Origin of the sequence: Vitreoscilla filiformis (genome assembly GCF_002222655.1) — a bacterium.
In the GTDB taxonomy this organism is placed as follows: Bacteria; Pseudomonadota; Gammaproteobacteria; order Burkholderiales; family Burkholderiaceae_C; genus Ideonella; species Ideonella filiformis.
On sequence record NZ_CP022423.1, the window covers coordinates 299438 to 313962 of the forward strand.

The 14525-nt window shown below is 62.7% G+C and carries 11 protein-coding genes; 3 read left to right on the plus strand and 8 right to left on the minus strand.

Translation table 11 applies throughout. The annotated features are described in order from the left end of the window. Positions 1-33 precede the first annotated feature (33 nt). Genes VITFI_RS01445 through VITFI_RS01455 form a run of 3 tightly spaced genes read right to left on the minus strand, consistent with a single transcriptional unit; the run spans position 34 to position 2408 of the window. Positions 34-720, minus strand: a complete 687-nt coding sequence (locus tag VITFI_RS01445; protein WP_089415487.1) for a type IV pilus inner membrane component PilO — start codon at positions 718-720, stop codon at positions 34-36. Positions 721-729: 9 nt separating this feature from the next. After that, positions 730-1332, minus strand: a complete 603-nt coding sequence (locus VITFI_RS01450; RefSeq protein ID WP_089415488.1) for a PilN domain-containing protein — start codon at positions 1330-1332, stop codon at positions 730-732. Beyond that, positions 1329-2408, minus strand: a complete 1080-nt coding sequence (locus VITFI_RS01455) for a pilus assembly protein PilM (RefSeq protein ID WP_089415489.1) — start codon at positions 2406-2408, stop codon at positions 1329-1331. Before VITFI_RS01455 ends, VITFI_RS01450 begins: the two co-directional genes overlap by 4 nt. Before the next feature lie 219 nt (positions 2409-2627). Between VITFI_RS01455 and VITFI_RS01460 the strand changes: the two genes are divergently transcribed. Continuing rightward, entirely contained in the window at positions 2628-5105 is a 2478-nt protein-coding gene (locus VITFI_RS01460; protein ID WP_198301565.1) for a penicillin-binding protein 1A, read from the plus strand. Between the two features lie 5 nt (positions 5106-5110). Here VITFI_RS01460 and cyaY read toward each other — a convergent pair whose 3' ends face one another. Further along, positions 5111-5455, minus strand: a complete 345-nt coding sequence (cyaY, locus tag VITFI_RS01465) for an iron donor protein CyaY (RefSeq protein ID WP_089415490.1) — start codon at positions 5453-5455, stop codon at positions 5111-5113. 1 nt (position 5456) lies between these two features. Between cyaY and lptM the strand changes: the two genes are divergently transcribed. Together lptM and VITFI_RS01470 are read left to right on the plus strand one after the other, a co-directional pair. Then, on the plus strand, positions 5457-5666 hold the full coding sequence (gene lptM / locus VITFI_RS18840; RefSeq protein ID WP_157725736.1) for an LPS translocon maturation chaperone LptM: 210 nt from the start codon (positions 5457-5459) through the stop codon (positions 5664-5666). Between the two features lie 90 nt (positions 5667-5756). Next, a complete protein-coding gene (locus tag VITFI_RS01470; RefSeq protein WP_089415491.1) occupies positions 5757-6401 on the plus strand; it encodes a phosphate/phosphite/phosphonate ABC transporter substrate-binding protein in 645 nt (214 codons plus the stop codon). Here the strand turns inward: VITFI_RS01470 and VITFI_RS01475 are convergent. The 4 genes from VITFI_RS01475 to VITFI_RS01490 form a co-directional block, all read right to left on the minus strand. Then, complete coding sequence (locus VITFI_RS01475; RefSeq protein WP_089415492.1) at positions 6391-7251, minus strand: SDR family oxidoreductase; 861 nt, start codon at positions 7249-7251, stop codon at positions 6391-6393. The genes VITFI_RS01470 and VITFI_RS01475 overlap by 11 nt on opposite strands. After that, on the minus strand, positions 7251-8621 hold the full coding sequence (gene trhP / locus VITFI_RS01480; RefSeq protein ID WP_089417911.1) for a prephenate-dependent tRNA uridine(34) hydroxylase TrhP: 1371 nt from the start codon (positions 8619-8621) through the stop codon (positions 7251-7253). Before trhP ends, VITFI_RS01475 begins: the two co-directional genes overlap by 1 nt. A 32-nt stretch (positions 8622-8653) precedes the next feature. Beyond that, the gene (locus VITFI_RS01485) at positions 8654-10696 is read right to left on the minus strand and encodes a M66 family metalloprotease (protein ID WP_089415493.1); all 2043 of its coding nucleotides are present in this window, start codon (positions 10694-10696) and stop codon (positions 8654-8656) included. Positions 10697-10762: 66 nt separating this feature from the next. Then, positions 10763-14470 carry a ribonucleotide reductase N-terminal alpha domain-containing protein gene (locus VITFI_RS01490; RefSeq protein ID WP_089415494.1) on the minus strand — a complete coding sequence of 1236 codons (3708 nt, stop codon included), beginning with the start codon at positions 14468-14470 and terminating at the stop codon, positions 10763-10765. Positions 14471-14525 lie beyond the last annotated feature (55 nt).

A 14525-nucleotide genomic window follows, 5' to 3' on the forward strand; every position in this document is an offset into this window, starting at 1 on the left:
GCCACCAAGACCGATCACATGTGTGCTCCATCATCACTTCGGAGTCCCTCCTGCTTTCTTTTCGGCTTCTTTCTTCTTGGCTTCCGCAGCTTCGGTGTCATCAAGGTAGCGATAGGTGTGAACAATGGCCTCCATCCGCAGAATGTCCTTGACCGGATCGAGTACCAAACCCAGATGGCTGAGGCTCACAATTCTTGGCAACCGTGCAATGCTGGCAGAAAATTCGCCGATATCATGGAAACGCCCAGTGACCACAACGTTGACCGATCGCTCCGCATAGTAATCTTTGACCACTTCTGGCGACGGTTTAAAGAGCTCAAACTGTAACCCTTGCGAGACCCCTGCCTGATTCACATCGGACAGCAGTTTGGCCATTTCAGCTTTACCAGGCAACTGGTTTTCCAGTTGGCTCACATATTCCTGAACCTGCTGTTTCTGCTTTTTCAACTCGCCTAAATTGATTGAATCCCGCGTTTTTTTCCGAAATTCTTCACGCAGTTGCAATTCTTCATTTTTAAGCGTGACGACTGCTTCTTGCTCTGCCGTAATCCAGACATACCATATCAGAGCCACAGCCGCCGAAGCAGCCGCCAGCCAAACCCCGAGCCTAGGCAGCAACGGCCACAATCCCGGATTTTGTGGATCCAGATTTTTGAACTGCGCCACGACCTCGTTGGAGAGGGCCTGCCAGTCGATATTTTTGAGATTGGGGATGTTCATGACAGCAGGTCAATTCGCCGGTGGAGACGACGCCCCATCAGCGGGCGCTGGCGGCTCGGGTTTCTTCAGCGTCAAGTTGATCGAAAATCGATACAGCTTGATCTGTTCTTTGTTCCTGGCTTCCAAGCTTGATTGGATTTCCACCAAGTCCGGCTTGGTCAGCCACGCCGTTTTAGTTGACAAGTTGTTCAAAAACACCGAAATGCGCTCGTTGGTTTGTGCGATTCCAGTCAGCGTCACTGCGGCATCCACTTGCTTGAGTGTCAACAACCGAACGCCCTCCGGCGTGTGCTCCACCAACTCATTCAGCAATTGCGTGGGCATGTTCCGATCGGTCTGCAATTTTTCAACTGCATCACGCCGCAGCTTCAATGCATAAATCTCTTCTTCGAGGTTCTTCACCTCTTCGATTTTTTTGGCCAGGACCGCGTTGGCTTCCTTGATGCGGTCGTTGCGTGCCGTTTGGTCACTCACGGCCCGCACAGCACTCATGTACCACAGCGCAGCAATGGCCGCCCCGACGAAGAATGCCCCCGCCGTCGCCGTGGTGAAATCTTTCTTTTTCTGCTCGCGTCGCGCTTCGCGATGGGGCAAGAGGTTGATCAGAATCACTGGAAAAACCTCCTCATGGCCAAGCCACAGGCCGTCAGGTACGCGGGCGCTTCCTTGGCCAGTTTGGTCTCACGGATGTTGGATCCGATGGCCATTCCCTCGAAGGGATTGATCACACGGCAAGGAAACTCCGTGATCTCTCGCACCTTGTCATCAATGCCCGGCAGGCATGCAGACCCCCCCGCCAGCATGACGTAATCCACCTTGTGATGGGGTGTGCTGGTGAAGAAGTATTGCAAAGCACGGTCAATTTCCTGCGCCAAACTGCCAACAAACGGCACCAGCAAAGATTCTTCATAATCTTCTGGCAGCTCGTTGTTCAGCTTTTTCTGCTCTGCTTCTTCGAAAGATAACCCGTACTGCTGGGAAATCAATTGCGTCAATTGCCCGCCCCCGAAAGGTTGGTCTCGGTCGTAGAGCAAATCATCATCCAACAGCACTTTCAGGCTGGTCGATTCGGCACCAATTTCAAACAGCGCCACCAGCATGCCTTTGCCTTCATCCGGCAGCGCCGCCACCAGCCGCGACATGGCCAGCCGTGCAGCATAAGACTCGACGTCCAAAATCACCGGAGTCAGCCCAACCGCTTCGGCCAAGCTTTGGCGATCTTGCACCTTGTCACGGCGGGAGGCTGCCAGCAAAACGTCCAAGTCGCCGGGTGCAGACACGCTGGGGCCGATCACACAAAAATCCAGCGCCACTTCGTCCAATGGGAACGGGATGTACTGGTGCGCTTCGGCTTGCACCTGCTGCTCCAGCTCATCCTCACGCAGTCCGTCGGGCAGCAAAATGCGCTTGGTGATCACCGCCGAAGCGGGCATCGCCAGCGCCACGGATTTGGTCTTGGTCGCGCTGCGCACCAGGGCACGTTTGACGGCCTCGCAGACCTCCTCAAACTTTTCGACCTGTCCGTCAACGACCCAGCCTTTTTCGAACGGCTCGCTGGCCATGCGCTCTATCAGCAGCTCACCCGTGGGCAGACGGCCCAGCTCCACCAGCTTGACGCCGCTGCTGCTGATGTCTAGCCCCACCAAAGCGGGTGGCTTGCGAACAAAAAAACGATCTAGCAGGCCCACGAGATGGCTCCAGCGCCGTCGGACGCTCGAAGTTACAAAAACCCCGGAATGCTAGCAGCAAGCCCCCTCCCCCCCGCTTGCAATCTGTCCCCACGTCCCCAAGTTGCTCGCCCTTTGTCTCGCGCCCGCGCCGTTTGGTAAACAGATGCAAGGACTGTGAACAGATGCCGGGGACACGCACAGCCCCGCACTCGACTCAGGAACCTACACTGCGCCGCCATGAGTCACCTCACTCCCAACGATCCCGCACCGTCTTCGCCCAGCACGTCCACTGCCGTTTTGGCCACCCCCACCCAGGACATCACGCCCGGGTGGATCGTGCTGCGCGTCATGATGGGGGTGCTGGTGAGTGTGGTGGTCGGCCTGGTGATTGGGGTGATGGCCTTGGGCATTGCTTTGGTGCTGGCCTATCCGAACTTGCCCGAATTGGACGCCATCACCAGTTACCAGCCCAAACTACCGATGCGGGTCTATTCACAAGACGGCGTGATGATCGGTGAATATGGAGACGAGCGCCGTTTGTACACCCCCATTCAAGACATCCCCGACGTGATGAAACAAGCCGTGCTGGCCATTGAGGATGCACGGTTTTACCAACATGGCGGGGTGGATTACATCGGGGTGATTCGTGCGGGTTTGGCACAATTTGCCGCCGCTGGCAGCCAAGGGGCATCGACCATCACCATGCAGGTGGCCCGCAATTTTTATCTCTCCAAAGAAAAAACCCTGACCCGAAAATTCTATGAGGTTTTGCTCGCTCTCAAAATCGAGCATTATCTCAGCAAGGATCAGATCCTTGAGGTTTACATGAACCAAATCTTTTTGGGGCAACGGGCCTACGGATTTGCAGCCGCCTGCGAAACCTATTTCGGCAAACCCCTGAAAGACATCACTGTGGCGGAAGCTGCCATGCTGGCAGGTTTGCCCAAGGCGCCTTCGGCTTACAACCCGTTCGCCAATCCTCGGCGCGCCAAAGCCCGCCAGCGTTACATCATCGACCGCATGTGGGAAAACGGCTTCATCAGCGCCCAGCAGCACCAGCAAGCGCTGGAACAGCGGCTGGTGTACCGCCAGCAAGCAGAAATGCCGATGCACGCCGAGGACATCGCAGAAGCCGCCCGGCAGTTGGTGTTCGCCCAGTACGGCACCCAGGCGTACACACGCGGGCTTCAGGTGTACCTCACGGTGGCGACTGGCGATCAAACCGCCGCCTACAAGGCGTTGCGCAAGGGGTTGATGGACTACGAGCGCCGCCAGCCTTACCGGGGCCCCGAAGGCACGCTCAGTTTGCGGGAAAGCGGTGAACCCTCGGATGCGCTGCTGACCGAAGCCGCCAACGAATACCCCGATCTGGACGACCTCCGGGCCGCCGTGGTGCTGGAAGCCTCGCCGCGCAAAGTGGTGGCGATGTTGCTGCAATCGGGCGAAACCTTGTCGCTGACGGGGGAGGGTTTGCGCCACGCTTGGGTGGGGCTGTCCGCGCAGGCCAGCGCCAAACAGCGCATCCGACGGGGTGCGGTGGTGCGCGTGTGGCGCACAGAGGACGAGGCCGGCAAACCGGTTTGGCTCTTGACGCAGCGCCCTGAGGTCGAAGGCGCTTTCGTTTCGTTGGACGCCAAAACTGGAGAAATCCGCGCCCTGGTCGGTGGATTCAACCCGGGTTACAGCATGTTCAACCGCGTCACCCAAGCGTGGCGTCAACCCGGATCGAGTTTCAAACCATTCATTTATTCGGCGGCCTTGGAGCGTGGGTTTTCTCCGGCCACCATCGTGGACGATTCCCCTTTGTTTTTTGATGCCAGTGTCACCGGCAGCCAACCCTGGGAACCGAAAAATTACGACGGCACGTTCGATGGCCCCATGCCCTTGCGCCGCGCTTTGGCAAAATCAAAAAACATGGTGTCAATTCGGTTGTTGCAGGCGGTGGGCGTCCGAAACGAGCGTGAATGGATCACCCGATTCGGTTTTGAAAAAGAAAAGCATGCGCCTTATCTGACCATGGCTCTGGGCGCGGGCTCCGTGACCCCGATGCAAATGGCCGTGGCTTACAGTGTTTTTGCGAACCAGGGTTTTCTCATCCAGCCCGTGCTGATTTCCAAAATCACCGACACCCACGGCAATGTGCTGAACAAAGCCCGGATTCGGCTGCCCGACGAGTCCATGCGCACCTTGAGCGCCCGCAACGCGTTTCTCATGAGCAGCTTGTTACAGGAAGTGACCCGCACCGGCACGGCAGCCAAGGCGCAAGCCCAGCTCAAACGCGCCGACCTGTATGGCAAAACCGGCACCACCAATGACGCCATGGATGCCTGGTTTGCGGGTTTCCACCCCAGCTTGACCACGGTGGTCTGGGTGGGCTATGACACCCCGCGCAAACTCGGTGATCGAGAAACCGGTGGGGGCTTGGCCCTACCGATTTGGATCGACTACATGCGCCACGCCCTGCGTGATACGCCTGTGCAAGACATCAAACCGCCCCCGGGTGTGGTGCGATTTGAGGACGACTGGATGTACGAGGAAGCCGCGCAAGCACGCGCCGCTGCGGCCTCAGCAGCGGTGGCTGCTTCTGCGGTCAAACCTGCATCTGGGCCAGCACCTGGTGGGGCCAAACCTGCGGCAGCGCGCCCCCCCAACCTCCCTGTGAGCAGCCCCGTGCTGATTCAGCCACGCAGGGGTTGGTTCGACTTTTTCCACTGACCCCCTCAGGGCTGGAACGTCAGCGCTTGGCCGCCCTGTTGCGAAGCGTGCGCTGACAAACAGGCGAAGAACTCTGAACCGTCACGGGTATCCTGCCACAGGCCGTTGCGCCAATGAAAATGAAACCCGCCCGCCTTGGCCGCCATCCACAGCTCGTGCAAGGGCGGCTGGAGGTTGATGATGATTTTGCTGGCATTGGGAAAAACCAACTCCAGCAGGCCACCGGTGCGGTGCGTGTCGATGTCGATGATGTCGGCCTCTAGCCACGCATCTACCTGGGCCTCGATCCGGGCCAAAACGGCACTGGCCTGGCTGTGATACTGCGCATCCGACAGCGTGTGAGAACTCATGATGAAAACATCCCCCAATCAGCCACAAACGTGGGCCAGTGTAGAAGCACACCCGTTCCTGACTGGGCTGGCGTGGCTAAGCGGCGGTGTGCTGCTGTGCCTCGCGCTGGCCGGTTGCGGACAGCGGGGGCCACTGGTGTTGCCCACGCCATCGGGCACCCAAGCCAGTCCATCGACGGCCAGCCCGCCACCCAGCGCACCACGTCCCTGAACTGGGCGTGGCTGCGGAAAACCCTGTGTCGTGACCGTCCCCATCGGCCCACACTCGCCGGCCAAAGCGTGAAGATGGCAGGTGAACGTCATGTGGGTGCGTGCGTGTGGGCGTGTGGTGCTGGGATGGCTGGTGAGCGGGCTGTGGCTGGCGTCCTCGGCTTGGGGCTGGGTGCTGGCGATCAATGAGGGGGTGAGCTACCAACATCAGCCGGCGGAGGTCGCTGCGCGGTACAGCGAAGTCGCCGCCGACTTGTCCCGCTTGCTCGGGCAGGCCGTGACGGTGGAAGTGGTGAGCGACTACGCTGCACTGCGCAAAGGGTTGGCCGAGCGCCGCTTCGGGCTGGCACTGGTGCATCCAGCGCACGTCTCTCTGCGCGATGCCGGGATCCGCCCCCAAGACGTGAAACTGACGTACACCCGATTCCAAGATGCCGTCCCCTTCTTCATCGACAGTGGACTCACCCAAGCCGGCGCCACCGCCTCCGCCAAAGTGATCAAAGCGTGGACGGATCAAGGCGGGCGCGTGCTGACCACTTCACGCCCTGTCCCCATCAAACACGTCATCGCCAGCCCGGCCCTGAGTGCCCAGCAGCAAACCCTGGTGCGGGAGTACCTGCTGAAACTGGACACCTCTCCCGAAGGGCGCCAACGTTTAGCGTCGATCCGCTACAGCGGCTTTGAACCTTACGACGAAAACGCTCTGTTGGCCCTGGCCGTCTGGCTCAAGAAGTGAGGCCAGCGGTGCCCGTCCAAGCGGCGCTGTGGGCCCACAGCGCCCGGGCCAGTGCCTCGTCTTGGCCCAGCGCAGACGGAGTGGCTTCCCGCTCGCGGGCGTAGTAGCGCCCCGTTTGCCCCACCAAGGCGGGATCGGTGGCACACATCAGCGTGGTGCGCGCCCCTTGTTCGGCGGGCACCCACCCCCACGCCCAGCGCAACAGGGGCCGCAATGGGCGTGGCACACGGCGCCACACAGCGGTGTCCACCATGCCCGGGTGGACACAGTAGCTGTCCACCCCCGTACCGGCCCATTGCCGTGCCAGCTCGGCGCTGAACAGCACATTGGACAACTTGGAAACGGCGTACTCCGGCAAGCCCGTCAGGCTGCGGGTGGGTTGGCGTACCGCGTCGAAATCCAACCCGTTCGCCCGGTGATGCAAAGCGCTGGCCACCGTCACCACCCGGGCCGGGGCGCTCTGGCAAAGTCGCTCACGCAACAACTGCGCGAGCAAAAAATGCCCCAGGTGGTTGATGCCAAACGCCCGCTCAAAGCCGGATGCGCTCAAGCCCCGCCCCCCACCTTGACCCGCATTCAAGATGAGCCGATGCAGCGGCCACCCCGACGCCAGAAACTGCGCAGCGCAGGCCTGCACCGAGTCGAAGCAACCCAAATCCAGCGCCAGCCACTGCGGCGGGGCCGCCGGGTTGGCTGCCAAGATGGCTTCCAACACCGGCTGTGTTCGCGCCTGGCTGCGGCAAGCCAACACCACGCGATAACCCTGCCGCGCCAACACCTCCGCCGTCACCCGACCGATGCCGGAATTCGCCCCAGTGATCAACGCCACCGGCACCGCCTCGACCGCCATCACAGCATGCGTGCGATCAAAGCCCCTGTGACGGGCCCGTCGCCCAAAGGCAGCCAGACACGCAACGGGCTGCCCGGGGCCACGCTCAACGCCTCGCCTTGCGCGCCTTGCATGGCATCAAGCTTGACGCGGCGGTTGCCGTTGGGGTGGATGATTTCCAAGGTGTCCCCGACCGAGAAGCGGTTCTTGGTTTCCACTTCCACCCAACCGTCCTCACGCACGCTGCGCACTTCGGCCACAAAGTGGCTGCGGTGGATTTCGGAATGGCCGTTGATGTAATTTTGGTAGTCCTGCATGGGCCGGCGCTCCAAAAAGCCCGAGGTGTAACCCCGGTTCGCCAGCCCTTCCAGCTCCAGCAGCAGCTCGGGATTGAACGGGCGTCCAGCCACCGCATCATCGATGGCGCGGCGGTACACCTGGGCGGTGCGCGCCACATAGTAGAGGCTCTTGGTGCGGCCTTCGACCTTCAGCGAATCCACCCCGATCTGGGTCAGCCGGGCCACATGCTCAACGGCACGCAAGTCCTTGCTGTTCATGATGTAGGTGCCGTGCTCATCTTCCATGATGGGCATGAGCTGGCCGGGGCGCTGCGCCTCCTCCAACAAATAAACCTTGTCCGCCAGCGTATGGCGGGGGCTGCCACCGCAAGCCGCGAAGGCGCTTTCGGCTTCTTGCTGGGCCTGAGCGAAGTTGAAATCGCCTTCCAGCTTGACAGGCTGAACGTCACCGGCATCGGTGTCATCGGTGGCGGCGCTGGTTTTATAGTCCCAGCGGCAGGCGTTGGTGCAGGTGCCTTGGTTCGGGTCACGGCGGTTGAAGTAGCCCGACAGCAAACAGCGCCCCGAGTAAGCGATGCACAGCGCACCATGCACGAACACTTCCAGCTCGATGTCCGGGCATTCGTTGCGGATGACCTCCACCTCTTCCAAGCTGAGTTCACGCGAGAGGATGATGCGCGCCACCCCCATCTTCTGCCAAAACTTCACCGACGCCCAGTTCACCGTGTTGGCCTGCACGGAGAGGTGAACGGGCACTTCGGGCCAACGCTCGCGCACCATCATGATCAGACCGGGGTCGGCCATGATGAGGGCGTCGGGCTTGAGCGCGATGACCGGTTCAATGTCCCGCAGGTAGGTGCGCACCTTGTCGTTGTGCGGCAGCAGGTTGCTGGTGACAAAGAATTTTTTGCCGCGTGCGTGGGCTTCTTGAATGCCCTGGGCAATTTGTTCGAGTTTGAACTCGTTGTTGCGAGCGCGCAGGCTGTAGCGCGGCTGACCGGCGTAGACGGCGTCGGCGCCAAAGTCGTAAGCGGCGCGCATCTTGGCGAGCGAGCCGGCGGGCAGGAGCAGTTCGGGAGCGGTCGGTTTCACGGGAGCGATGAAAGGGGGAGCCAGGGGCGGCATCAGGGCGTCCAAGTCGCGGCCGAGGTGGCTGCGTCGTAGAGGTTGGCGGCGGTCAGGCCATTGCTGCTCAAGCCGATGTCGCACTGGCGGTCAGAGGCCGCACCGTTGCGCACGCACAGCGGGCGGTGCATCAGGGTCAGGCGCCGGATTGTGCGGCCATCGTCTGGCAGGTTCACGGCCCAGTAGGTAAAGCCCTCCATCGGGTCGGTGCTCGCTTCGACATCCGAGTCCATGGCCACATGCCGCAGGCTGCCGTCCGCGTATTCGACCCGTAAGTGCAGGTTCCATCCCCACCAGAAAGTGTCGCCGGAGATGCTGCGTTTCATCAGGGCGAAGGTGGCGCGATCGGCCGGATCCCACAGCCGTTTGAGGTGGCCCCGCGTTTTCACCACCGACAGCACCGACGACATCCGGTGATCCGACGCATTGAACGTCCCCAACACCGTCACCACGGGCACGTTGAATTGCAGCGGGAAGCGGAAGTCGTAATAACGGTCGTACACCGCCCCAGCGGGCGCCTTGGGCAAGGCTCTGACAAAACCATCGTCCCCCGGTGGACGCAGCACCACTTGCTGTGTCCGGGTGCCGGGGTTGTAGCGCGTGAGTGTGGGCGCGGTGGCGCCGGGCGCCCATTCGGCTTGAACTGTCCCGCCTTCTTGCGGGAAACGGAAGGCCGTCGCCTGCGGGTTGGCCGCGCTGCTGCCGGGCAGGAACCGGCTCCAATACGGCACGGTGCCCCCGGTGGTGCTGCGCGTGCCCGTCCAGTAGCGTTGCATCTGCACGGTCGCAAAGTCCGAAAAATGATCGAAGCGGCGCCCCTTGGCCACGTTGTTGCACTCGCGCTGCATGGGATCTTGTGCTTCCACCAAGGTACCTCGACAACCCCAGTGCATCAGCGTGTTGTCCAGCGGATCGTAAGCCGTGGTTTTGCCGAAACCGCCGCCCCGGAAATCGGTGCCATCGGCGGTGTCCCCCGTGTAGGGATCGAGCAAATCGTCCGGGTCGGTTTGATGCGCCCCGGTGACGCCTCCCAAATGCGGCAAGCTCAACGCATGTCCCACTTCGTGGTTGAACACCTGACCATACCCATCCCCTGTGGCTTGTTGGCCGCCGCCCAACCCACCGCCGATGGCCGAGCCCGCCCCCAAGGCGCCGTACCACACCGACGTCCAGCCCATGCCATTGGCATGCTTGAGCCAACTCATCACGGTGTAAGTGGTCGACAGCACACCAAACCCACTGTATGGCGTGCAAGTGCCCGCGCTTTGTTCGGCCTCGGTGCAGCTTGGCAAGCGATCGGCCCAGACGGCGGGAGAGGCGGTCTCTTGGCCGTAGGGCGTCAACGCATCGGTGCGCGGCCCGACCACCAATTTCGGCAAACGCAACGCTTGCGGCCAGCGGTAAAACGCCACCGAGGTGAACGGAAAGCGGGCAGCGAACTCGGCCCGCACGGCGTCGCCGTTGGGGGTGCGGGTGTCACCGAACAGCAGGACGTTGGTGAGCACCATTTCCAACTGCGGACGGGTGTTCAAGCGCAACTGCTCGGCGCTGTAGGTGCGGCTGGGGCCACCGGCCACACGGATGGTCAAACTCAGATCCGGCGTCATCCATGCGGATGGCAAGGTGAGCCGATAACTCGACGCCAAGGATTGGCGTTGCGGTTGCGGGTTCATGTCCACCCGCGTCGGCAAGGTGCTGGGCGCGACCATGCAGCGCGTCTGCTGGCGCCCATCGGCCCAACGTGCAGTGACGCTGACCTGGGGCCGGCCCGTGCCCGCTGGAGCACTGACATCCACCTTGAGCAGCGTACCCCGATCCTGCACCAGATTGAAGAACGGCCACGTCGGCTCCATCAGGTGCGTCTGCGCAAACCAAACCCGTGCCAACTGCGCTTGGGGGTTGCCGGGCGCCGGGTTGGCGCAAGGGCTGGACAAGGCTGGGGGTTCGGGCCGGAAAACGGTGGGCAGAAAATCGGCGGGGGCTGCAAAGCTCCCCCACGGAATCAGCGACAAGGTGAGGGCAAGCGGTGAGCGGGTCAACATCGAACGGCTTTCGAAAGGGGGCTGCCCCCGGTTATCGGTAGAGACGGGGCTGTTGTCAATCCGCACTCAACCACAGGCTCCCACATGGCCGCAGGCCGTACAAAACTCACACCCATCTTTGTGGATGACGCTGGCGTTGCCACACTCGGAGCAACGGGAACCCGGTTGCAGTGCGGGGTCGGTGCCACGCGGAGCGATGGGGGTTGCACTTTGCGGCGTGGGGGGAGCGGCCATCAAGAGCCCAGCTTCGCGCAGCGGGAACCCCGCTTCGTCCAACACCCCCAGCATGACGTAACGATGCACGATGAGCTGCGCCACGTACGCCACCGTGCTGGGCCATGTGCGTTGGCGGGCCTGCCCCGGCACGGGCGCCATGAAGTGCTCCAGCGGCGCCGCCACGGTGAGCAAGGCGCGCAGCTTCAGGCCGATCCACGCCGGGTCGATCACCCGCATGTCCAGCGACAGCAGCCGCGCCAGCCCGTCCAGCGCCTGTGGATAGTGGCCAGATAAACCCAAGGCGCATGGCCGCGTCACCCAACCGTTGGGGGCATCTGGGCTGGGCACGGTCACTTCCTTGAGTGTGAGGGTGAAGTGATCGCCGGTGGCCGGGTTGTCCACATCCACCGCCCAGGCCAGGGTGCCATCGCTGCCGGTGCGGGGCTCGTCGCGGCTGAACAGGGCGTCGAGCATGGGCGTGGGGCTGTCGTCGGCGTCGTGGAAGGTGCCCAGGGTTTCGCAGCGCCAGCGAATCACCGCCGCCGTCGCCGCCACCACGCCCGGAAAGCGCCGACGCTCGCCCATGGGCGGGAAGGCCATCTCGAAGGCGTGGTCGTCGGCCACCGTCGCCAGGGCGTCGAGTTTGAGGCGCAGCCAGTGCGCGTCGCCGGCGCGCATGTCCATCGACAAGGTTTTGGCCAGGGCGCTCAAGCCACGCGGTTGGTCGGCACCATTGACCCACACTTCAAACGGTAAGGTGGCGCCGAACAAACCGGTGTCGGGGCCGGCATCGGCGGGCAGTTCGCCCACGAACAGCGCGAACTCGCCCAAAGGATGCTGAATCAAGTAACTCCACGCGGGGTTGCCGCCGGGCAGCTCGGGGCGGCTGGGCCAGCGCAACGAGTTCGGCGCCGGGGTGGGTAGGCGGGACAGGTGCAAACGCGGGTTCAACGCCGAAACGGTCGGCGCCGTGGCCGGTGCTGCCGGCGCGGGCGTGGGGCTGACGCTCAACACCGCCCCCAGCACGCTGTTGGGCCGGTACGTGGCCAACCCTTTGAGGCCGGCGCGCCAGGCTTGCAGGTAGAGGTCTTGGAAATCGGCGTAAGGGTAGTCGGCTGGGACGTTGACGGTTTTGGAGATGGCCGTATCGATGAACGGCGCCACAGCGGCCACCATGTGGGCGTGGGCCTGGGCGCTCATTTCCAGCGCGGTGACGAAGGCGTCGGTCAGCGGGGCGGTATCGCCTTTGAGGTGGCGGTACAGGCGCCAGGCGTGATCCTCCACCGGATATTCCTTGAAGCGGTTGTCCGGCATGCGCTTTTTGCGCGTGTACGTCCAACTGAACGCGGGTTCGATGCCGTTGCTGGCGTTGTCGGCAAAGGCCAGGCTGATGGTGCCCGTCGGCGCAATCGACAGCAGATGCGAGTTGCGCAAGCCCTGAGCGCGGATGCGGGCTTGCAAGGCGTCGGGCAAGCGAGCGGCAAACCCATCGGGGCGCAGATAACCTTCGGCGTTGAACAACGGAAAGGCGCCGCGCTCGGCGGCCAGTTCGACGCTGGCGGCGTAAGCCGTATCACGCAACACTTGGCTGATGTGGCGGGCCATGGCGCGGGCGGGTTCGGTGTCATAGCGCAGGCCGAGCATCACCAGCGCATCACCCAGCCCGGTGAACCCCAGGCCGATGCGCCGCTTGTTCGCTGCCTCTTGGCGCTGCTGCGGCAGTGGCCAGACGGTGACATCCAGCACGTTGTCCAGCATCCGCACTGCCACTTGGGCGACTTCGGCGAAGGCGGCGGCGTCAAACGTCGCGCCGGCCTCGAAGGGGGTGCGCACAAAGTGGGTCAGGTTGATGGAGCCGAGGCAGCAGCAGCCGTAGGGCGGGAGGGGTTGTTCGGCGCATTGCCCCGTCACCAAGCCGTTGAAGATGACGGTGTTGCCATCGGGCTGGGTGGTGTCGAACACGGCCTCGCGCCCGGCGGGTTCGATGCGGGTGATGCGGGTGGTGAACGATGACGCGCTGGCGTCGCCCTCCACGGTCAGCACATGCCCGCCGTCCTCCGAGCGGATGCGCGACATCACCCCGAAATTGGTCAGCAGCGTTTGAAGCGCTTGCAGCCAGGGCCGATGCGGCGTCGTCAACCGGGCACTCACCGGGGCGTCCAGCAGATCGTCCCGCGCAAACACGCCCGTCAAATAGGCTCGCACACAGGCTTCGGTGCCCTGCCACACGGCTTCCGGCACATGCGGCTTGGCTGTGTCCACAGCGTGCGCCCACGCCCGCCCCAGCTCGGCACTGCCCTGCTCGCCAAACTGCCCTTTGCCACACTGCACCCACAGCTCGTCGCCCTCGCGCAGTTCGCTGAGTTTAAGTTTGCCGCGCTGGGTGTAGAAATCGTGCCAAGCGGTGGCCTTGATCTCGTGCCCAGCCTCTGTGGTGACCCGAAACACCTCCGCCTCACGCGCCGTCTGAAACGCTGGCACAGCCGGGCGTGTCACGGTGCCGCGTGGCGCTTGGGGGCCAGTGGTGGGCGCATCGGCCCGTTCCGGCAAAGCCCGCACATCCACCGTGACCTGCAACGGCGCCCCGGTCGCGCACAAGTCCCCGATGCGCACCAAGCCGTGTTGCGTCGCCAAGCGCGTGTCGGCGGTGACGCACGGGTTCGTCGCCGCAATCGTCTCGCAGTAGCCCAGGTTGTTGTCCTGGTTGATGCGATCCAAAAACAGCACCCCCGGCTCGGCGTGGTCGTAGGTCGAACGCATGATCTGATCCCACAGCGCCCGCGCCGACACCGTGCGGTACACCCACAACCCGTCCGCCCGCTGGTGAGCACCTTCGGTGCGCAGTTTTTGGCTCGGCGGGGCTCGGTGCGTCAGTTCGATCTCGGCATCGGTCAGCACGGCGTGCATGAACGCATCCGTCACCCCCACCGAAATGTTGAAGTTGCGCAGGTCGCCCTCGTCCTTGGCGTGGATGAATTCTTCGATGTCCGGGTGATCGCAACGCAACACGCCCATTTGCGCCCCGCGCCGCGCCCCCGCCGATTCGACCGTTTCACACGAACGGTCGAACACCCGCATGTAACTCACCGGCCCGGAGGCACTCGATTGTGTCGAGCCCACCCACCCGCCTTTGGGTCGAATGCGCGAAAAGTCATACCCGACACCGCCACCCCGCCGCATCGTTTCCGCCGCTTCGGTCAGCGCGGTGTAGATGCCCGGGAAGCCCTCTTCCACATGGGAAATCGAATCCCCCACCGGCTGCACAAAACAGTTGATGAGCGTGGCCGTCAAGTCGGTGCCCGCCGCCGAATTGATGCGCCCTGCCGGCACAAAACCGTGGCGTTGCGCCCACAAAAAGCGTTCCTGCCAATGCGCCCGCATCGCCGGATCTTCCGCCTGGGCCAGCGCTTGCGCGACGCGCTCGCGCACCGCTTCCAGCGTCTGTTCGTCGCCCTTGGCGTATTTTTCCAACAACACCTCCAAGCTGATCGGCTGCGGAGGCAGCGACGACAACGAAGGCGAAACCGGCTCAAAAGCCTCAGCAGGAACGTGATGCATGGCAATCCGTCAAGGGCAAAAAGTGGAAAAAATCTCCAGAAAGCTGGATGAATCC